We start from the raw sequence: 21,156 nt of genomic DNA on the forward strand, positions 1-21,156 counted from the left end.
TACCTAATTTCCACTATCTTTCTCCGCTCCTGCCTGAACAAGCGTATCCGCCTCCTCATCCATTAGCATCTTCATATACTCATCAAGCTCTTGCGATTTCATAAACGGACTCGCCTTCGCTCTGAGCACTTCTACTTGTCTTTCGTAAAAATCCTTATCCAAAGGCGCTATGAGCAATAATAATTCTCCATAGCGGTCTATGGTATACTGTATTCTGGCAGTATTAGCGTATCGCTCATCTGGCGATAAGTGTGCGTAATAATTCAGTTCTTCTTGATATTTCCCAAATATCTGCAAAGCCAATTTACGAGCGGTTTCTTTCTCACCTACCCTAAAATAACCTTGTACAAAAGGGTCAAGAGTGAAGTAATAGCCATAAGCCTCCAAAGGCATATGCTTCATTCCGATATCCAAGATATCTTTGGCTTTATTTAATTTACCTTCTTCTATCAGTTTTTCGGTAAGACGTGCCAAATTACCGCGGAAGATAATACTGTTCTTACGCGTTTCGGGGTCTAAGTAAATACCTGCTTTACCCATATTACCCCAATCCCATTTCTTTATGATGTCGTACATCAAATTACTGTCTATACGACCCATATCAAAGGGGTGGTTCTTATCGATTTCTGTTTTAATAGGCACAAGTTTGTACACCAGTCCATCTAATTGCAAGTACTCCTTCATCCAGATATACTCAGCAGAGTCCATACTACCTCCTGAGAAGTATATCGGGCGTTTCCAATCGTTATAAGCCAAAATATCCAGCATCACAATACGTGCTTTATCGATAGCACTAGGGAGCGTGATATCTATATAGTCTACTATTTTATCAGCATCTTCGGGTTTTACAATACCGCTCTTTAGTACGTTTTCTTTATTTACAGGAATCCGTATTTTGTTCGTAGGGTAGTAGTTAAAGGTTCTACTTTCACTACTACTGCTACTGAGCTGTGTATTAGGGTCATCGCTGGTTACCCATTTCACAAAGTCTTTAATGTTCCAGCGGTTCTCGGTGCGTTTTTGGAAATACACTCCTTCACGTACCCCGTGAGCATATTGTTTGTGCACCATTTCACCTGGGATAGGACTACTTTGGTACGCTTGGCGCTTCATTTGGTCTATATACCAATCCGTTTGCAACAAGCTCGTATTAATTATCCGCACATCGGTGCGATAGCCTTCTATTTCTTGGGCATACCACAGTAAGAACGTATCGTTATCGCCAATGGTGAATATCATAGCGTCTTTATCTTTAACTACCGAGCTCAAATAAGCGTCCGCAATAAACTCTGCCGAATACTTTTGCGAGCGGTTGTGGTCGTCCCAATTCTCACTTGCCATCAGCACAGGTACAGCAAGCAAACTCGCTACCACTGCCAAAGGCGCTCCTATTCGTGACGAAAGCACCCTCCTAAGTGCGTGGAATAACGCATATACACCCACTCCTATCCATATAGCAAAAGCGTAGAACGAACCTACTAACGGATAATCTCGCTCTCGCGGTTCAAACGGTCGTTCGTTGAGGTATATTTTCATTGCCAAACCCGTAAAGAGGAAAAGCATCATCACTACCCACGTTTGGCGTTCGCTCTTCGTCGCCATAAAAAATAACCCTAAGAGTCCTAAGAGCAGAGGCAGGAAATAGTAAGTATTACGAGCTTTATTGTTCAGCACATCGGCAGGAAGGTTGTCTTGCGACCCAAGGCGCAAACTATCAATAGGCTTAATGCCCGATAGCCAGTTGCCGTGGTCATTCTCCATCTTGCCTTGCACATCGTCTTGCCTGCCTATGAAGTTCCAAGCAAAATAGCGGAAGTACATATACCCAAACTGATACTCGAACAAGTAGTGCATATTCTTCCAAAAACTTGGCTTCTCTACTTCTATATAGTCCCGATATTCGGTAAGGAATTGGTCGTAACGCTCAGGCGGAAGCGGTTGTATTTGCATTTGCCTTTGCACTTCTTGTAAGAACTGATAGAGCTTCGGCTCGTTATAAGCTTCTTCTTTTATTCTAAACGTAAGTAGTCCTGTGAGCTTCATATAATTCGCCGCGTGTTGCGCACTCCACATTCTTGGCAAAACACCCTCTTGTTTGCTATTCGACGCCATCTGAGCGTTTTTGTACTGATTCACGATGATGTATTTGCCTAAGGCATAATCGCGCTCGTATTTTGGCTTCGCATCTTCATACGGGTTCTCTTCGTCTAATCCAGCGTATTTATCCGAATACATAGGACCGTAGAACAAATGCGTTTCGGGGTATTGTTCAAGGTTGTAATAAGCTAATAGCAAACGCGCATCAGTCGGACTGTTCTCATTGATAACCGTATCAGCATTCGCGCGAATAGGTATCATTAGCCAAGACGAAAACCCTATAAACACAAACAACAAGCATAAAAAGCCCGTTTGCAAGCGCACTTTGTTTTGCTTATAAGCGTAGTTCAGCGTAAAATAGAAGAACGCAATAACCGAGAGTCCCGCGATAATAGTCCCTGAGTTGAACGGCATACCGAAGCTATTCACAAAAAATACTTCCAAATAACCAAAGTACGCCAACGTGTAAGGTAATATTAGTTTAAATATCAACAGCAAAATAGCGATAGAAACTACATTAGCAATGATGAAGTTCACTACCGTTTTCTTGTAGTTACTCTTGAAGAAATAAAGCATACCAATGGCAGGAATGGTCAGTAACGCCATAAAGTGCACCCCAAACGACAGCCCCACTACTAACGAAATCAGTAACAACCAGCGGTCGCCACGTGGTTCGTGCAAACTGTCCGTCCACTTGATGCCTACCCAAAACATAGCCGACATAAATAGCATTGCCATTGCATACACTTCTGCTTCCACCGCGTTAAACCAAAAACTATCCGAGAAAGTATAGGCAAGAGCCCCTACAACCCCACTCCCCAAAACAGCGATAAACTGCCCTTGGGTAAGCGTAGCAGGCGTTTTTTCTTCAACAGAATCGGTTCTCTTTAAAGCGATTTTCTTGGTCAAATTTACAATGATGAAGTACAAGAAAAGAACCGTAAAAGCACTCGATAAAACCGACATATAATTCACAAACAGCGCAATCTTATCCGAGTTCGGAGCAAAAGCAGCTATAAAAGCGCCCATCATTTGGAATAAAGGCGCTCCGGGAGGGTGACCCACTTCCAATTTCGCTGAGGTAGCAATATACTCGCCACAATCCCAAAAGCTAACCGTAGGTTCTACCGTAAGCCCATAAGTGATAAGAGCTACGGCAAAAACAGCCCACCCCACAATGAGGTTATATTTCTTAAATTGATTATCTGTCATCAGTACTTTATATTTCAAAGTGCAAAGGTAAGAAACAATTACCAAATGAGCAAATTTGTCAATCAGATATAAACCCCACACACCCTCACAACATTCCCCTTTGGAGCCAGTTCACGACAGTTGGGTCTGTGCCCCGCAAAAGTAGAGTATGTGATAGGAGGGATATTTGTTATCACTATACTTTGCCAAAGTTTCAAACTTTGGCAAAGTTAATATAGCCACCCTTCACTGCTGCGAGCTTGTAGCTCGTACACACTTTGCCAAAGATAATTTCCCGTTATGCTACGACCCTACATTCCCTTCACTTTTCCCGTCCCTAATTCCCCCTCTTCGAGGGAAGTCCGCGAGAGCGGAGTATGTGAGAGGGGGGAGGTTTCCTCCGCTTTTCCGTCACCACATTCCCCTTTTGAACGGAAGTCCGCGGAAGCGGAGTATGTGAGAGGGGGATGTTATCCCCTTATTGCCTATTCCTTAAGCCCCCACACCACCCCATTTTCTCATTTTCAAATTTGCTAATTTCCTAATTATCCCTCCTCCTTCCCGTCATACTCCCCCCTAGTGCCTATGGCCTAAGGCCTAGTGCCTCTTCCTCTTTCTTTCGCCTCGAAACCCCATTTTTACCATTTTTAGCGCTGTTGTATTACGGTATAAATCAATCACTTATACACCCTTTCTATACCAATCGTCCAAGATTCGTATAAGCTTCCTATAAGCTCTCTATAAGCTAACCCCACCCATCTTACACCCTTTTTTCACCAAAATTTCTCCCGACTCACTTCCGTTCTTTTCCGTTTCCTTCCGAATCCTCCAACCCTCTACATTTGCTAATTTTCAAATTTGCTAATCTGCTAATTTTTCCCTGCCCATTCCCCTTGGTGGTATTATTGGCATTTCTGGCATTATTGCCATTTACCTCATTTTCTCATTCTCTCATTCTCTCATTTCTTTTTTCGTTATAGATATATTTGTCTTATATTTTAATCATAAAACGTTAAAGATTGTTAAATAAGATAGATTTATCGCTATTTTATTTGTAAATGTGAAATAATTTTTCTTACTTTGCCCAAAAATAAAAAACAAATTGTACTATGGAAAACACAGCAAAACTGATTTTTGAAGGGAAAGAATACGAATTTCCTATCGTAGTAGGCACCGAAAACGAAAAAGCGATTAATATCGAAAAATTGCGTGCCTTAACGGGTTTGGTAACCTTGGATTCGGGTTACAAAAACACGGGTTCTTGCAAGAGTGCCATTACCTTCCTCGACGGCGAACGGGGCATCTTGCGCTATCGTGGCTATAACATCGAAGATTTAGCTGCTAAAGCCGAGTTCCTCGAAGTAGCCTATCTTCTTATTTTCGGAGAACTCCCCACTGCCGAAGAGTATGACGATTTCAAAAAAACAATTCACAAGTATACCCTTGTTCACGAGGATATGCGCCATATTATGGACGGTTTCCCGCGCTCGGCTCACCCTATGGGGGTATTAGCATCAGCTACCAGTGCGCTCACCGCTTTCAATCCGGTACCAGTAAATGTACATTGTCCTAAAAACGTGTATCAAGCGGTCTGTAAAGCCATTGCTAAAGTAACCATCATCGCTTCTTGGGTATACCGCAAACGCGAGGGCTTACCGCTGAATTATTACGACAATAGCAAGGGCTATATCGAGAACATTTTGCGACTCTTCTTCGAAATCCCTACTGAGGAATATAAAATCAACCCTACGGTAGTGAGTGCTCTCAACAAACTGCTCATCCTTCACGGCGACCACGAACAGAACTGCTCTACTTCTACGGTGCGTTTGGTGGGGTCTTCCGAGGCGGGTCTGTTTGCGAGTATTTCCTCTGGAGTTTCAGCCCTTTGGGGTCGTCTCCACGGCGGGGCAAACCAAGCGGTGATTGAAATGCTTGAAGAAATTCATAAAGACGGAGGCGATGTCGATAAGTTCATTAATAAAGCAAAAGACAAAAATGACCCTTTCCGTTTGATGGGCTTTGGGCACCGTGTGTACAAAAACTTCGATCCACGGGCTAAAATCATCAAAGTGGCTGCCGATGATGTGCTCAATGCTTTGGGTATAGAAGATCCAATTTTTAGCATTGCCAAACATCTTGAAAAAGTAGCTTTGGAAGACGACTACTTCAAATCGCGTAATCTCTACCCTAATGTAGATTTCTATTCGGGTATCATCTACAAAGCCTTAGGTATGCACTTAGAGATGTTCACTGTGCTCTTTGCTATCGGTCGTCTCCCTGGTTGGATTGCCCAATGGAAGGAAATGCGCCAAGGAGGAGAACCTATCGGTCGTCCACGACAAATATACGTAGGTGCCACCGAAAGAGCTTTTGTTGAATTGAATAAACGATAAGAATGAAAAATATTATCTATACCATTACCGATGAGTCGCCCTATTTGGCTACCCATTCGCTATTGCCAATCATCAAACGCTTTTGCGCTTCTTCAGGAATCAACTTTGAAGCCAAAGACATCTCATTGGCAGGGCGTATTTTAGCCACTTTCCCCGATTTTCTCACAGCAGAACAACGGGTGCCCGATGCGCTTAGTGAATTGGGGGCGTTGGCAACGTGTCCGGAAGCTAATATCATCAAGTTGCCTAATATCAGTGCTTCGGTACCCCAACTAAAAGCGGCTATCGCCGAACTGCAATCGCAAGGCTATGCCCTCTCCGATTATCCTGAAAATCCTACAAATGAAGCCGAAACAGCTATCAAACAGCGGTATGACAAGGTGAAAGGCAGTGCGGTGAATCCTGTACTGCGCGAGGGTAATTCCGATAGGCGTGCACCTAAATCGGTAAAACAGTACGCGCAAACACACCCCCATTCAATGGGAGCGTGGAGTGCTGAGAGTCTCACGGAAGTCGCTACGATGCAAGCGGGCGATTTCTACCACAACGAGCAATCGGTAACCCTCAAAAAAGCCGATGTGGTGCGCATAGAGTTGATGAGCCCTAAACACGAGGTACAGGTGCTCAAAGCCGAACTTCCTTTGCAAACGGGTGAAGTGATAGACGCTACTTTTATGAGCAAAGAAGCACTTTGCAAATTCTATAAAAAAGCCTTTTCCGAAGCGAAAGACAAGGGTGTACTCCTCTCTTTGCACCTGAAAGCTACAATGATGAAGGTTTCCGACCCCATTCTCTTTGGCTATGCTGTAGAGACTTATTTTGCTAATTTGTTCCAAAAACACCCACGCGAACTGAAAGCCTTAGGGGTGAATGCGCGCAATGGTCTTTCGGATATTCTGGCGAAAATAGCACAATTACCTGTTGAAGAACAAGAACCTTTAAAGCACGATATCGAGGGAGCACTTACACGAGCAGCAGCCTTGGCAATGGTGAATTCCGATAGGGGGATTACCAACTTGCATTTCCCTAACGATGTGATTGTAGATGCTTCTATGCCAGCGATGATTCGCAATGGGGGCAAGATGTGGAATGCTAAAGGCGAGGCTCAAGATACTTTGGCGGTACTGCCCGACAGTACTTATGCGCGTATCTACCAAGTGGTGATTGACTTCTGTAAGAAACACGGGGCGTTTAATCCTGCTACGATGGGAAGCGTTGCTAATGTGGGCTTAATGGCGCAAAAAGCTGAGGAATACGGCTCGCACGACAAGACTTTCGAAATCCCTCATAGCGGACGTGTACAGGTGGTAGGCACCGATGGTAAAGTGTACTTATCGCACAAGGTAGAAAAAGGCGATATTTGGCGTATGTGTACTGCGAAAGATGTTGCGATACAAGATTGGGTAAAATTAGCGGTAACACGTGCACGCCTCAGCAAAACGCCAGCGGTCTTTTGGTTGGACGAGCACCGCGCTCACGATGCGCAACTCATCAAAAAAGTAAAACACTATTTGGCAACACGCGATACCGAGGGGGTAGATATCCGTATAATGTCGCCCGAAACGGCGATGCTCTTCACCTTAGAGCGCACTCGCAAGGGCAAAGACACCATTTCAGTAACGGGCAATGTGTTGCGCGATTACCTCACCGACTTGTTTCCTATCCTGGAATTGGGTACTAGTGCCAAAGTGCTCTCTATCGTCCCTTTGATGAACGGTGGCGGACTCTTTGAAACGGGTGCAGGGGGCTCGGCGCCTAAATTAACCGAACAGTTTCTTGCCGAAAATCATCTTCAATGGGATTCCTTAGGAGAATTTCTCGCCTTAGGAGCTTCGTTAGAGCATTTTGCGCAAAAACACGAGAACCCCAAAGCCTTAATCTTAGCCCAAACCCTCGATGAGGCAACGAGTAAGCTGTTGAACAACGATAAATCGCCACAAGCCAAAGTAGGCACGATCGACAATCGCGGAAGTCACTTCTATTTGGCACTTTACTGGGCAGAAACCTTAGCGGAACAAACTCAAGACAGCGCACTTGCCAAAGAGTTTGCTCCTATCGCCAAAGCTCTAAAAGACAACGAAGCGACTATCGTGGAAGAACTCACCCGTATACAAGGTACGCCGGTAGAGTTAGGAGGTTATTACCACCCCGATTTCACCAAAGTAGCAACAGTAATGCAAGGAAGTAAAACACTAAAAAAGATATTATGATTTTTGATATTGAAATGATAAAGAAGGTCTACGCCCAATTTCCTGAGCGCATAGACAAAGCTCGCCAAGTGGTAGGACGACCCCTTACCCTTGCTGAAAAAATATTGTATACCCACTTATGGGACGGCACTCCTTCACGTGCTTTTGAGCGTGGGAAAGACTATGTAGATTTCGCTCCCGACCGCATCGCTTGTCAAGATGCGACCGCCCAAATGGCACTCTTGCAGTTTATGCAAGCGGGAAAAAGCAAAGTAGCTGTCCCTACCACGGTGCACTGCGACCACCTTATCCAAGCCAAAGAAGGCGCTGCAACCGACCTGAAAGTGGCTACTGAACAGTCTAAAGAAGTATTCGATTTCCTCTCTTCGGTATCCAACAAATATGGTATTGGTTTCTGGAAACCTGGCGCAGGGATTATTCACCAAATAGTCTTGGAAAACTACGCTTTCCCTGGCGGAATGATGATAGGCACCGATTCGCATACGGTGAATGCTGGAGGATTAGGAATGCTCGCCATTGGCGTAGGCGGGGCTGATGCTGTAGATGTGATGGCAGGAATGCCGTGGGAACTGAAATTTCCTAAGCTCATAGGCGTAAAACTCACGGGTAAACTCAACGGTTGGACTGCTCCAAAAGACGTGATTCTTAAAGTCGCCGATATACTCACCGTAAAAGGGGGTACGGGCGCTATTGTGGAATACTTTGGCGAAGGTGCTAAATCGCTTTCCTGTACGGGGAAGGGTACTATTTGTAATATGGGTGCCGAAATAGGGGCAACCACCTCTACTTTTGGCTATGATGAGGCGATGCGTCGCTATTTGCTCGCTACTGGGCGCGAAGAAGTAGCCCTTGCTGCCGATGCCATTGCGCCTTACCTCACTGCCGACCCTGAAGTATATGCTGACCCTGAAAAGTATTTCGACCAACTCATCGAGATAGACCTTTCTACTTTAGAGCCTTATATCAACGGGCCTTTTACCCCCGATAGAGGCACTCCTGTATCCAAAATGAAGGAGGTAGCCCGTGCCAACGATTGGCCTCTCGAGGTGCAATGGGGGCTCATCGGTTCGTGTACTAACTCGTCTTACGAAGATCTTACCCGCGCGGTTTCGGTGGTAAAACAAGCCTTGGAAAAGAGAATTACCCCTAAAGCTTCCTTTGGTATCAACCCAGGCTCTGAACAAATACGCTATACTACTGAACGCGATGGCATCATAGACATCTTCGAGCAGTTGGGTACTCGTGTATTCACCAATGCTTGTGGCCCTTGTATCGGTCAGTGGGACAGAGAAGGTGCCGAGAAGCAAGAGAAAAATACGATTGTGCATTCCTTCAACCGTAACTTCTCCAAACGTGCCGACGGTAACCCTAATACCCACGCTTTTGTTGCTTCCCCCGAAATCGTTGCGGCTTTGGCTATTGCTGGTAGGTTAGACTTTAACCCTATCACTGATACCTTGCTTAACGACCAAGGTGAAGCGGTAAAACTCACCCCTCCTTATGGCGAAGAGTTGCCCTCTAAAGGTTTTGCGGTTGATGACCCTGGCTATCAGGCTCCCGCCGAAGATGGTAGCAACATCGAGGTCGTGGTATCACCTACTTCCAACCGCCTCCAACTGCTCACGCCTTTCGCTCCTTGGGACGGCAAGAACATCACAGGAGCTAAACTCCTCATCAAAGCGCAAGGAAAATGCACTACCGACCATATTTCGATGGCAGGGGCTTGGTTGCGTTTTCGCGGGCATTTAGACAATATTTCCAACAATATGCTCATAGGGGCGGTAAATGCTTTCAACGGTAAAACTAACTCCGTGAAAAACCAACTTACAGGCGAATACGACGAAGTGCCCAAAGTACAACGCGCTTATAAAGCTGCGGGTATCCCTTCTATTGTAGTAGGCGACCACAACTATGGCGAGGGCTCTTCACGTGAGCACGCTGCTATGGAACCTCGTCATTTGGGGGTACGAGCGGTATTGGTAAAATCGTTTGCACGCATTCACGAAACCAATCTTAAAAAACAAGGAATGCTTGCCCTTACCTTTGCTAATGAAGCCGATTACGATAAGATTCAAGAAGACGATGTAATCAACTTCCTCGACCTTACCAGCTTTGCGCCTGGCACTCCTTTGCACTTAGAATTTGTACATAAAGATGGTAGCAAAGATGTGATTACCTGTAACCATACCTACAACGCTCAGCAAATAGGTTGGTTTAAAGCAGGAAGCGCACTGAACCAGTTAAAAGAGAAAAGTGAAAGATAAAATGAATAGTGAAAAAGAAGCTGTCTGAAAAAGTCTCAAAATAGTATTTGCGTCGCTACACTTTGCCAAAGTTAATCGCCCGTCGTGCTACGACTGCCTGTGCGACTCGCACCTTTGGCAAAGTTAATATAGCCCTCTTTGTCTTTGGTTCTCCCCTTTTGAGCCTCTCCGACCCTCCCCCGATAGCTTCTTCTTTCCGTCGCTACATTCCCCCTTTGAATGGAAGTCCGCGATAGCGGAGTATGTGATAGGGGGAATGTTATCCCCTAGTGCCCTTCGCTGGTGCGAGCTTGTAGCTCGTACACACTTTACCAAAGTTTATTTCCTGTTATACTACGACCCTACATTACCTTCACTTTTTTTGTCTCTAGATTCCCCTTTTCCGTCGTACTCCCCCCTATTGCCTATGGCCTAAGTCCTATCACCTCTTCTCTTTTCTTTCGTCTCGAAACCCTCTTTTTATCATTTTTTGCATTGTTGTATTATACTATCTATCAACTACTTATATACCCTTTCTATACCAATCGTCCAAGATTCGTATAAGCTTCCTATAAGCTCTCTATAAGCTAACCCCACCCATCTTACACCCTTTTTTCATCAAAAACCCTTCTTTCCCTCTTCCGAAACCCTCCGTTTCCTTCCGAATCCTCCAACCTCCCGTCTGAAAAGTCCGACCCGTCCATTGCCTTTGGTAGTATTATTGGTATTTACCTCATTTTCCACCCGCCCGTCGTGCTACGACCGCCTGTCGCTTCTCCTGCATTTCACAAGGCGTAGCCTTGATTTTGTTTAAAATTTGTTTAATTTCTGAGGCGTAGCCTCATTCCTCTAGCTCGCACCTCATTCTCTCATTTCCTCATTTCTCTCATTTCTCTCGCCCGTGCGACTCAAAAAAGTATTAATTGGTATTATTTTTGCATACAAAAAACCATTAATAATAAAACATATGAGTAAAAATGTATCCGACCAATTGGTCGAAATGTTAGTACAAGCAGGCGTAAAAAGAGTCTATGCCATTACCGGCGATAGCCTTAACCCTGTAAACGACGCCATCCGTCGCGATGGTCGCCTTGAGTGGATACACGTCCGCCACGAGGAATCAGCAGCTTATGCAGCCTCTATGGACGCCGAACTAAACGGCATAGGCTGTTGTATGGGTAGTTCAGGACCTGGACACGTACACCTTATCAACGGACTCTACGACGCCAACCGCTCAGGCAACCCTGTGATTGCCATTGCCAGCACCTGCGCCACCCATAAATTCGGTACCCACTGGTTCCAAGAAACCAATCCCTTCTTGCTGTTTCAAGATTGCAGTAAATACGTGTATGTAGCCAATACCCCAAAACAGTTCACCACAATGATGCAACGCGCCATACAAACGGCTATCAACGAGAAAGGCGTGGCGGTGTTGGGACTCCCTGGCGATGTGGCAGGTGCCGACCTCGAAGAGGTACCGACTGCTACACAAACCTTCTTAGCAAAACCCGTAGTACGTCCTTCTGATAGTGAACTCGACAAATTATCAGCCGTACTAAACGACGCTAAAAACAAGAAAATAGCCCTTTACTGCGGTCACGGTTGTCAGTATGCGGTGAAAGAAGTAGAACAGCTTGCCGAAACCCTTAAAGCACCTATCGTGGCTTCTTTCCGTGGCAAAATATTTTTCGACCGCACCGATAGCCCTTATATAGCGGGAATGAACGGCTTGCTCGGACACCGTTCAGGTTATGATGCTTGCGCCAAAGCCGATGTGCTCGTAATGCTCGGCACCGACTTCCCTTATGCGGAGTTCTTACCTAAGAAAAACACTATTATTCAAATAGATGAACGCCCCGATATCATTGGGCGTCGTGCCAAAGTAGATTACGGTTTTGCAGGTGATGTGAAAGACACCATTACCGCCTTATTGCCTAAACTCACCTCTCACACCGACGATAGTTTCCTCAAAGAGATTCACAAAGAGTATTTGGATCTCGAAAAATCATTGGACGATTACACCAAAAAGAAAACCGAAGAGAACCAAATAGACCCCGAATATGCAGCTAAACTTTTGGATAAATACGCCGCCAACGATGCTATTTTCACCGTCGATACAGGTATGAATGTAGTGTGGGCAGCGCGCTTTATCAAAGGTACGGGCAAACGTTACCTCACCGGTTCGTTCAATCACGGTTCTATGGCAAACGCCCTCCCAATGGCAATTGGGGCAGCGGCTTCCTCCAAAGGCAGGCAAGTGGTAGCAATGTGTGGCGATGGCGGTCTATCAATGCTCTTGGGCGATTTGGCTACCCTGATGCAATACCAATACCCTGTGAAAATATTTGTGTTCAACAACCGTTCGCTCGCAATGGTGAAACTCGAAATGGAAGTATCGGGCTACCTCGATTGGCAAACCAATATGGTAAACCCACCTTTCGACAAACTTGCCGACCTGATGAACATCAAAGGCTATGAAGTGCGCAAAACCGAAGACCTCGAAGCCACCGTAAAAGCAGCTTTCGAGCACGACGGACCTACTTTGGTGAATATCTACACCAATCGCGATACTTTAGCGATGCCTCCTCATATCACTTTTGAACAGATGAAAGGTTTTGCGACCAACATCATCAAGAAAATAGGTCAAGGCGACTTTGCAGAAGCCAAAGGCAGTATTGCCAACAGTATGAAACACATCAAGGACGTTTTTTAGATTTTAATTTTGATAATAAAAAAGTCGCTAAGCATCTCGCTTAGCGACTTTTTTTCTTGTATTTACTGTGTTACTCTCATTTCTTCAATTCTTAGCCTTGTATCTCAAACGCACAATCCTTGTCCTAAAATCCTACAACCCTTGAATAAGAATTTGCCCATAAAAAATTATCGCCAGAATTTTGCACCGTAAAAACTTGATAAGGGGAACAGCCGAAAGACAAAAGGTAAATATAAAGTCGACGCCTTCCATCTTTTAGTTCTTTGACCTCTTATCTAAAAAATTAATTATTATGGCAAAAAGTAGAAACAATGTAGTAACCGAAGGATTGAGCGGTATGTTAGCTCGCCAAATCGTATTTCGCCAACGCGCAGGACAAACCATCGTAGGGAAAGCCCCCGTTCGCTCTCAGAAAGCAAGCCAAGCACAACAGCTACATCAGCAAAGGTTTGCTCGAGCAGCTTTCTATGCTAAAAGCGCTTTGCAAAATAGTGCACTTAAGCAAAGCTATGCCGAGGAAGCTAAAAAGCGTCCAGGTACCACCCCCTATAATATGGCAATTGCCGATTATCTTAAAGCTCCTGTGATTGACGCGGTAGATACCTCAAACTATACAGGTTCCGTTACCGGAGAAAAGATTGTCGTACAAGTGTCCGACACTTTTAAAGTAACAGGCGTGAAAGTGAAAATCACCGACCACGATGCTACACTTGTAGAAGAGGGGAATGCTACCTTTCAAGAAGGTAAGTGGGTGTACACCACCACTGTGGTAAACGCTTCTCTTACCGGCGATAAGGTAATAGTAACAGCCACCGACCGTCCTGCCAATGTTACCACAAAGGAATTTATCCTTTAAAGTGAGTAACAACAAGAAAGGTAAAGCCAGCAAAACTGGCTTTACCTTTTATTTTTTACCTTAAAATCACCCTTATTACAAAATAATTCGTACCTTTGCATCGCGTGTTACCTTTTACCTACTTGTACGGCTCGCACCTTTTACTTAAAAAAATTATTATGGAACATTCACACCACCAACACGACCATCATCACCACGGTCACGACCACCATCATCACACCGTAACCGACCTCAGTACTCTCAATCGTGCCTTCTACATAGGCATTGGGTTGAATTTGTTCTACACAATAATTGAGTTTGTAGTAGGCTTTCGCGTCGATTCCTTAGCACTTATTTCCGATGCAAGTCATAATTTAAGCGATGTTGCCAGTTTAGTGATTTCACTTATCGGTATGAAACTCGCCCACCGCACCGCTACGCAGCTCTATACCTATGGCTACAAAAAAGCATCTATTCTCGCATCGCTCATCAATGCGGTACTACTGATGTACATTGTGATAAAAATCTTTATCGAAGCCTTCGAGCGTCTTGCTAATCCACCCGAAATGGTAGGTTCAGCAATTATGCTTACAGCTTTTATAGGAGTAATAATCAATGCAGTTTCAGCATTCCTATTCTACAAAGGACAGAAGACAGATATCAATGTCAAAGGAGCTTTTCTGCACCTAATGCTCGATGCTTTGGTATCGGTAGGGGTAATTATCTCAGGGGCAATTGTATATTTTACCGGTTGGAACTTAGCCGACCCTATCAGTAGTTTTATGGTAGGTATCGTGATTCTGTTCTCCACTTGGGGATTACTTAAAGAAAGTGTAAAACTCATCTTAGATGGAGTGCCTCACGACATCGATAAGGAGCATATACAGCATCTTATAGAAGAGCACCCAATGATAGAGAGTGTACATCACTTGCATATTTGGGCGCTCAGTAGCTCACAGAACGCTCTCACGGCTCATATTGTACTAAAAGAGTGTATTACGCTTAAAGAATTTATGAATATTAAAGCCGAGTTAAAGCACAAGCTCTCACACGAAGGGATTACCCACAGCACTTTTGAAATAGACACCGATAATTGCCACTGCGAAGAAGAAAAATGTAATTAATACCACAATGTTAATAGCCTAAACGAAGAATAAACTACTATATAAAATCACTATTTATTACCAGTATTATTGGCATTACTGGTATTATTGGTATTAGAAAGGATTCCGCCACTAAGGGCAAACTCCATTGCTTTTTGGGAAGAGAAACCTTCAGCAGGCTTTATGTTATCTTTAGAAGTAACAATCACCCAACCAGAAATAGCATACGAATGCGGAAGATAAACACTTACCATTTCGCTGAGTTCAGCAAAATCCATAGAAGGTTGGGTAAGGAACCCAATACGCCATATTTCGGGCGTTTCATTCACTTTTACCCATACCGGATTAGTAAGTTTTCGTTTGTCACCTACAAAAGAAGCTAAAATATCTTTAATAGAAGAATAAATAACCTTTACACCGGGAATATGAGCTACTAAATAATCTAATAGTCCCACGAACAGTTTTCCTAAAATCAGTCGACTACCAATAAAACCAATAATAGTAGTACCAAGTAAAACCAAAGCAAAAACTAACCCTGGGTAAGCCTTTGAGATATCAGGTACAAGGTTATCTACACTCTTGAATATCGACCAAATAATCCAGATAGTAGCACTCAGCGGACCTATGATAAGTATCCCTTGAAAAAAGTATTTGATAAAGGTACTGAAATAATTCTTTGACATATATTTTATTACTAAAAAATAGAAGTATGTGTTTGTGCGGTAAACTCTTCTAAGAACTTCATTCCTCTATACGAATTCCCTTTGTTATTAAGTTTCGGACTCCATACCGCAATGCTATATTGATTAGGCAAAAGAGCTACAATACCACCTCCTACACCGCTTTTACCTGGTAGTCCCACCTTAAAAGCAAACTCCCCCGACTCATCATAGAAACCGCACGTTTGCATCAAAGCGTTTACCCGTTTAGTACAAGTTTCAGTAAGGATTTGAACTCTATCGTGCATACGGATACCATCGTTGGCAAGAAACGAGAAGATATATGCCATCGATTTGCAAGTAAGCTCTAATGAACAGAGTTTAAAGTAGAAATTGAGTACCTCAATAGGATCATTCTCTATGTTCCCTAATGATTTGATATAATAACATAAGGCAAAATTGCGATATCCTACTGATTTCTCCGACTCGGCTACTAATATAGAGTAATTTATACTATCATCATTAGCTAATTCTCTTACAAAAGTTAAGAAATCGGCTTCAGCATCTTCCAAGATAGAGAGGAGAATATCACAAACTACAATAGCCCCTGAATTGATAAGAGGGTTACGTGGAATACCGTTATCGGCTTCTAACTGTATTAATGAATTGAATGAAGTGCCCGAAGGTTCTACATCTACACGTCGCCATAGTTGGTCGCCTATAATACTATATGCTAACGAAAGCGCTAATACCTTAGAAATACTCTGTGCTGAAAACTTTTCATCGCAATCACCAATTCCATACGATTGTTTGTTTAGGCTATAAAAATATACCCCAAACTTATCGGGGTTCACTTGTGCCAATTCTGGGATATAAGTAGGAACTTTACCTAAATTATCAGCAGATAAAACAGATTGATATATAGTGTCAATTATTTTAGAATATTTCATATGTATTTATTGTGGATTGTTCGTTCTAATGATTTTGATTTGCTTGATGCGTTTCTTGTCAAAAGCCTCTACAATGAATTTATAGTTACCAAAGAGGATAGGTGTTCCTTTCTGAGGAAAGTTGCCCGAAATCTCTAAGAGAAAGCCTGCAAGCGTTTCGGCATCACCGCGATTTTCATCAAATAGAGCCTCTTCTTCATCAGTAAATTCAAGAATGCGATAGAAGTCCTTCAAAACCGTTTTTCCTTCAAAAATAAAGACATTATCATTGATTTTGAAGTGTGTTACATCTTCATCGTCAAACTCATCGTTGATATTTCCCACAATTTCTTCTATAATATCCTCTAAGGTAATCACTCCACAAGTACCACCGTACTCATCTACTACAACAGCGAGGTGTATCTTCTTCTCTTGAAACTCGCTCAACAAATCGTCTAATTTCTTGTTTTCGGGAACGAAGAAAGCATTGCGTTTCACACTATTCCAGTCGAAATCAGTTTTGTCTAAATGTGGCAAGAGGTCTTTGATGTAAATTACCCCTGTGATATGGTCTAAATTCTCGTGGTATACGGGAATGCGTGAATAGCCTATCGCCACGATTTCGTTTAGCAACTCCTGATATGAGAGCTCTTCGCTGAGAGCAAAGATATCTACACGGGGTACCATCACTTCGCGGGTTTCAGTATTACCAAAAGAGACAATACCCTCTAATATCTTCTTTTCCTCGTTGGTGGTATCTTCTTCGGAGGCAAGTTCTAAGGCTTGCGAGAGTTGTCCTACTGAAATATTGCTTTTCTGTTTGCCCAATTTCTTTTGTATCCATACGGTAAAGTTTTTCATCGGCATACTGATGGGCGTAAAGAAGGTGTCGAGAGAATAGATGAAGTAAGCTATGCGCCGTGAAAACAAAATATTGTTGCGATTGGCATAGATTTTAGGCAGAATTTCACCGCAGAGCAAAAGCACAAAGGTAACCAGACCTACATCGAGTACTGCCCGTACCCAAGGAGTTGTAATTCCACCGAAGAGGAAGTCGCCTAAATCGGCAAAGAGGAGTACGATACTGATGTTTGCCAAGTTATTGGCAATAAGTACCGTTGCCAATAGCTTTTTAGGATTCTCTGCGAGCTTGGCTATAATATTGCCGGTAGGCGTTTTTTCTTCTTTGAGTGTTTCAATCTCAGCAGGAGTAAGCGAAAAGAGAGCTACCTCAGCTCCTGAGATAAGAGCAGAGCAGAATAATAGTAATATAAACACTGCAAATTGAATAACGATACCCACATCAATGCTTAAGAAAGGCATTAATGAGAGTACCGACAAAGGTTCTGTTTCCAAAATATTATTATTTCGTTACACATTTAGAAAGGAGGCTCCGTGCTTACGGGCGGTTCAGGAGCCTTAGGTTCAGCTGTTTTAGGAGCTGGTTTAGGTTGCCCATCACGTTTAGGATTTGGTAGAAAAGTTACATCGGAAGCGTGGATTTCAGTTGTTTGGCGCATCACGCCATCTTCCGTTTGCCATTTACGTGTTTTGATGCGCCCTTCGACATAGATAAGGTCGCCTTTGTGAGTGTATTTCTCTACGAGTTCTGCCAGCTTGTTGCGAACGATAACAGTATGCCATTCGGTACTGCTAATGCGCTCGTTGGTAGCGCGATTGGTATACTCATCGTCAGTGGCTAAGGGGAACTGACCAATGCAGTTACCTTCGCTGAAATAGGTAAGCTTCACAACATCTCCCATACGACCTATGAGAATAACTTTATTTAAAGTTCCGTTCATTGATATATAAATATAAAGTTGATAATCTAAATATTCTCCAAAAGTACGACAAAATTTTAAAACTACCAAAATTTGGTAATGAAATTTGCAGTGAGAGCTGATACGGGATAGCTGTGTATATCGGCGATAAGTATGCTATTATCAAGGAGTTCGGTGGTGGTAACTATCCAAAAAGAAGTATAAATATGCTGGTGGGTGAGTTTGTGGATTACAGGCATTTCGTTATACAAGCTCACGGTAGCAGAGGGTAAGATAGAGGCCATTTCTTCGGCAGTAGCAGGAGCGTGAGTTTCGAGTAGAGGAAACTCATAGAGCCCGTGCCAGATATCTTTGCCTTTGCGCTTTTGCAAAAGGGTTTGTCCGTAAGGATTGAGCCATACGAGATAGTTGAAATAGCGTTTTTTAATAGTGATTTTCTTGATTTTTACGGGTAGGGCGTCCACTTGCTGATGATGAAAAGCCCAACAGTGGTCACGTAATACACAATTTGCACAATCGGGACTCTGAGGAGTGCACTGCAAGGCGCCGAACTCCATTAGGGCTTGGTTATAAGTGCCGGGGTTGTGCTTGTCTAAACATTCGTAAGCTAATGCTTTGAACTCTTTGGCACCTTGTGGACTGTTAATAGGTGTTGCAATACCAAAAAGACGAGAGAGCACACGGTATACATTACCATCGACTACGGCGCAAGGTTCGTTGTAACAAAAGGAAGCTATGGCACTTGCGGTATAATCGCCTATACCTTTGAGTTTTACAAGTTCTTTATAGGTTTTTGGGAAGACACCTCCTAATTCAGTAGCGATATATTGCGCTGTGTGGTGTAGATTCTTAGCGCGCGAGTAATAGCCTAAGCCCTGCCATAGTTTGAGCACTTCTTCTTCGGGGGCATTGGCTAAATCGGTGACGGTAGGGTACCGACTGATAAAACGCTGGTAGTAAGGCAGACCTTGCACTACGCGCGTTTGCTGTAAAATTACTTCGGAGAGCCACACCTTATAGGGATTAGCGGTGCCACGCCAAGGCAAAGACCTTTGCGCAACTTTATACCAAGAAGTTAGTTTATTGATGAGCCAATCTGTCAATTTGTGAATTTTAGGAGTTAGAAGAGTGATGCAATGGGACGCAAAAGCGACAACGTTGCTAATTTTCTAATTTCTCGGTATTTTCTTTTTTCTTGTCGGTATCGTTATTCTCTTTGGTAGCATCTTTGAACTCGCGAATACCTGTGCCCAGACCGCGCATTAATTCGGGAATTTTCTTGCCTCCAAAGAGCAACAATATAAGGGCTACAATGATGACTACTTGCCAGGGACCTACTACCCCTAAAAATATACTTAGCATAGTTATTAGATTTTAGTTGTTAGTTATTAGTGATTAGGTATGTCGGAATTGTCAAACTTAACGGACGATTCTGAACAAAGAAATAATAATAGTGCAAAATTACAAAACTTTTTTGAATTGGCAATCTTTTTCTAACGACTAAATTCTATTGACTTGATAATGGCTTCGAGTTCGAAGAGCATATCGCGTTTGGCAACGCCTGGGGCATATAAAAAACCTTCGGCTACTACCAGGCGGTTATGGGCTTTGTCTTCAATAATATAATTGATATAAGGGCCTCCAAGGGCGAAATCTTTTACTTCCCACAAGCCTTTGCTTTCAATGGTTTTACGTCCTTTTATTTTCATTTCGCTGATGCTGGGAGCCAAATAGGTTTCGGTAACCATATACATACCTTCTTTGGGGCCTGGAATATATTTTTTGCCTATGGAATCGCGCATCTTTACGATGGTTTTAGCACGCCCTTCTTCATCGGCAGGGATACTTCCCAAAGGCATTTCGTAAAGGATAATACTTGCTCTACCGCCTTTGATAGGGCGTTCTATCCAGAAGAAATTGTCGCCGTATTTTCTCACCTGGTACACGGCGGGCATCACGAATTTGAAGCCTAAGGTTTGTTCTACTTGTTTGTCTTTGCTAAGGGCATTGTTAAAACGATGACGTGTTTCTTTCAGGTCGTTGTTCTTGAACGCAAGGATAAACTGGTCGTGAAATTCTTCGACTTTACAGGCTATATCGCGCACTTGTTTGCCTTGTACTTCGCATACTACTTGTGGTTTGGCGTATACATTGTCGCTGATAGTTGCTTCGTTTTTATTACCACGATGCACAATGAGCACATTGCGACTGTTACGTGTGTTGCCTTCAAATACTTGTGGGGGCACTTGATGTAACGAAAAGATGGGTTCTTCGGTAGGTAGCCCATCGATAGGGGCGGCGAAGTAACGGCGAATGGTATCGCCTACGGCGCCTTCCCAGAGATCGTTATCGATGACCACGGCGAGGGTGTTGATTTGCCCTACTGAAGAGGGGAGGTAAGTTTCTCCGTTTTTATTGTTGCTATTGTTACAACCCAATAGGAGCAAGGAGCAGGCGATGCTTGCAAATAAAAAGCGTTTCATAAAAATAACTGATTATTTCTTTATAAGAAAAGATACAGCTAAAATCGTTCCAAAATCACTTTTTTGATAAAAAATATTGTTAGATTAGGAAGAAGGTGCGAGCCGCACGGGCTGTTAAATTAGGAAATGAGAAAATGAGAAAATGGGGTGTGAGGTTGTATTAGAGGAATGAGGCTGTGCCTCAGAAATTAAACAAATTTTAAACAAAATCAAGGCTGCGCCTTGTGAAATGCGGGAGAAGCGACGGGCGGTTGTAGCAGGACGGGCGGGTGGAAAATGAAGTAAATACCAATAATACCACCAAAGGCAATGGGGCGGGGCGGACTTTTCAGACGAGTCGGACAGGTCAGAGGAGATGGTGGAGGATTCGGAAGGAAACGGAGAAGTTCGGAAGAGGGGAGGGAGGATTTTTGATGAAAAAAGAGTATAAGAAGGGTGGGGTTAGCTTATAGAGAGCTTATAGGAAGCTTATACGAATCTTGGACGATTGGTATAGGAAGGGTATATAAATAGTTGATT

Annotated in this window: 15 protein-coding genes; 7 read left to right on the forward strand and 8 right to left on the reverse strand. The window is 43.5% G+C overall.

The annotated features are described in order from the left end of the window. Positions 1 to 3: 3 nt before the first annotated feature. The gene (locus HMPREF1320_RS08015; protein WP_034554404.1) at positions 4 to 3,309 is read right to left on the reverse strand and encodes a DUF2723 domain-containing protein; all 3,306 of its coding nucleotides are present in this window, start codon (positions 3,307 to 3,309) and stop codon (positions 4 to 6) included. Positions 3,310 to 4,397: 1,088 nt separating this feature from the next. On the opposite strand from HMPREF1320_RS08015, the gene HMPREF1320_RS08020 reads away from it, so the two are divergent. The 7 genes from HMPREF1320_RS08020 (at position 4,398) to HMPREF1320_RS08045 (ending at position 14,806) form a co-directional block, all read left to right on the forward strand. Continuing rightward, a complete protein-coding gene (locus HMPREF1320_RS08020; RefSeq protein WP_009418207.1) occupies positions 4,398 to 5,681 on the forward strand; it encodes a citrate synthase in 1,284 nt (427 codons plus the stop codon). 2 nt (positions 5,682 to 5,683) lie between these two features. Further along, positions 5,684 to 7,891, forward strand: a complete 2,208-nt coding sequence (locus HMPREF1320_RS08025) for an NADP-dependent isocitrate dehydrogenase (RefSeq protein WP_009418202.1) — start codon at positions 5,684 to 5,686, stop codon at positions 7,889 to 7,891. After that, positions 7,888 to 10,155, forward strand: a complete 2,268-nt coding sequence (locus HMPREF1320_RS08030; RefSeq protein ID WP_009418192.1) for an aconitate hydratase — start codon at positions 7,888 to 7,890, stop codon at positions 10,153 to 10,155. Before HMPREF1320_RS08025 ends, HMPREF1320_RS08030 begins: the two co-directional genes overlap by 4 nt. 62 nt (positions 10,156 to 10,217) lie before the next feature. Further along, complete coding sequence (locus tag HMPREF1320_RS11490; RefSeq protein WP_157446762.1) at positions 10,218 to 10,391, forward strand: hypothetical protein; 174 nt, start codon at positions 10,218 to 10,220, stop codon at positions 10,389 to 10,391. A 710-nt stretch (positions 10,392 to 11,101) separates the two neighbouring features. Then, a complete protein-coding gene (locus HMPREF1320_RS08035; RefSeq protein ID WP_009418194.1) occupies positions 11,102 to 12,847 on the forward strand; it encodes a thiamine pyrophosphate-dependent enzyme in 1,746 nt (581 codons plus the stop codon). Between the two features lie 292 nt (positions 12,848 to 13,139). Next, positions 13,140 to 13,703, forward strand: a complete 564-nt coding sequence (locus HMPREF1320_RS08040; RefSeq protein ID WP_009418197.1) for a hypothetical protein — start codon at positions 13,140 to 13,142, stop codon at positions 13,701 to 13,703. A 158-nt stretch (positions 13,704 to 13,861) separates the two neighbouring features. Further along, entirely contained in the window at positions 13,862 to 14,806 is a 945-nt protein-coding gene (locus HMPREF1320_RS08045) for a cation diffusion facilitator family transporter (protein ID WP_009418204.1), read from the forward strand. A gap of 50 nt (positions 14,807 to 14,856) precedes the next feature. Here HMPREF1320_RS08045 and HMPREF1320_RS08050 read toward each other — a convergent pair whose 3' ends face one another. From HMPREF1320_RS08050 to HMPREF1320_RS08080, 7 genes are all read right to left on the reverse strand, one after another. Then, positions 14,857 to 15,468 (reverse strand): DUF502 domain-containing protein, encoded by a 612-nt coding sequence (locus tag HMPREF1320_RS08050; RefSeq protein WP_009418195.1) that lies wholly within the window; start codon positions 15,466 to 15,468, stop codon positions 14,857 to 14,859. Between the two features lie 11 nt (positions 15,469 to 15,479). Continuing rightward, positions 15,480 to 16,394 (reverse strand): glutaminase, encoded by a 915-nt coding sequence (locus HMPREF1320_RS08055; protein WP_009418159.1) that lies wholly within the window; start codon positions 16,392 to 16,394, stop codon positions 15,480 to 15,482. Between the two features lie 6 nt (positions 16,395 to 16,400). Continuing rightward, positions 16,401 to 17,696, reverse strand: coding sequence for a gliding motility-associated protein GldE (gene gldE, locus HMPREF1320_RS08060; RefSeq protein WP_034554407.1), 1,296 nt, complete (start codon positions 17,694 to 17,696; stop codon positions 16,401 to 16,403). A 56-nt stretch (positions 17,697 to 17,752) separates the two neighbouring features. Then, positions 17,753 to 18,175, reverse strand: coding sequence for a single-stranded DNA-binding protein (locus HMPREF1320_RS08065; protein WP_034554409.1), 423 nt, complete (start codon positions 18,173 to 18,175; stop codon positions 17,753 to 17,755). A gap of 62 nt (positions 18,176 to 18,237) precedes the next feature. Next, positions 18,238 to 19,257: an A/G-specific adenine glycosylase gene (mutY, locus tag HMPREF1320_RS08070; RefSeq protein WP_009418151.1), complete on the reverse strand. Its 1,020-nt coding sequence runs from the start codon at positions 19,255 to 19,257 to the stop codon at positions 18,238 to 18,240. A 58-nt stretch (positions 19,258 to 19,315) separates the two neighbouring features. Continuing rightward, positions 19,316 to 19,516 carry a twin-arginine translocase TatA/TatE family subunit gene (gene tatA / locus HMPREF1320_RS08075; RefSeq protein ID WP_002674610.1) on the reverse strand — a complete coding sequence of 67 codons (201 nt, stop codon included), beginning with the start codon at positions 19,514 to 19,516 and terminating at the stop codon, positions 19,316 to 19,318. 131 nt (positions 19,517 to 19,647) lie between these two features. Then, on the reverse strand, positions 19,648 to 20,637 hold the full coding sequence (locus HMPREF1320_RS08080; protein ID WP_009418154.1) for a DUF4837 family protein: 990 nt from the start codon (positions 20,635 to 20,637) through the stop codon (positions 19,648 to 19,650). Positions 20,638 to 21,156: the final 519 nt, after the last annotated feature.

The sequence above is a fragment of the Capnocytophaga sp. oral taxon 335 str. F0486 genome, assembly GCF_000277665.1.
Classification (GTDB): Bacteria; Bacteroidota; Bacteroidia; order Flavobacteriales; family Flavobacteriaceae; genus Capnocytophaga; species Capnocytophaga ochracea.

Excerpts from the sequence above, each read along its gene's own strand:
- HMPREF1320_RS08025 (WP_009418202.1), top strand. The coding sequence starts at position 5,684 with ATGAAAAATATTATCTATACCATTACCGATGAGTCGCCCTATTTGGCT.
- HMPREF1320_RS08035 (WP_009418194.1), top strand. The coding sequence starts at position 11,102 with ATGAGTAAAAATGTATCCGACCAATTGGTCGAAATGTTAGTACAAGCA.
- HMPREF1320_RS08055 (WP_009418159.1), bottom strand. The coding sequence starts at position 16,394 with ATGAAATATTCTAAAATAATTGACACTATATATCAATCTGTTTTATCT.
- HMPREF1320_RS08065 (WP_034554409.1), bottom strand. The coding sequence starts at position 18,175 with ATGAACGGAACTTTAAATAAAGTTATTCTCATAGGTCGTATGGGAGAT.
- HMPREF1320_RS08080 (WP_009418154.1), bottom strand. The coding sequence starts at position 20,637 with ATGAAACGCTTTTTATTTGCAAGCATCGCCTGCTCCTTGCTCCTATTG.
- tatA (WP_002674610.1), bottom strand. The coding sequence starts at position 19,516 with ATGCTAAGTATATTTTTAGGGGTAGTAGGTCCCTGGCAAGTAGTCATC.
- HMPREF1320_RS08050 (WP_009418195.1), bottom strand. The coding sequence starts at position 15,468 with ATGTCAAAGAATTATTTCAGTACCTTTATCAAATACTTTTTTCAAGGG.
- HMPREF1320_RS08030 (WP_009418192.1), top strand. The coding sequence starts at position 7,888 with ATGATTTTTGATATTGAAATGATAAAGAAGGTCTACGCCCAATTTCCT.
- HMPREF1320_RS08020 (WP_009418207.1), top strand. The coding sequence starts at position 4,398 with ATGGAAAACACAGCAAAACTGATTTTTGAAGGGAAAGAATACGAATTT.
- HMPREF1320_RS08040 (WP_009418197.1), top strand. The coding sequence starts at position 13,140 with ATGGCAAAAAGTAGAAACAATGTAGTAACCGAAGGATTGAGCGGTATG.
- HMPREF1320_RS08015 (WP_034554404.1), bottom strand. The coding sequence starts at position 3,309 with ATGACAGATAATCAATTTAAGAAATATAACCTCATTGTGGGGTGGGCT.
- HMPREF1320_RS08045 (WP_009418204.1), top strand. The coding sequence starts at position 13,862 with ATGGAACATTCACACCACCAACACGACCATCATCACCACGGTCACGAC.
- gldE (WP_034554407.1), bottom strand. The coding sequence starts at position 17,696 with ATGCCTTTCTTAAGCATTGATGTGGGTATCGTTATTCAATTTGCAGTG.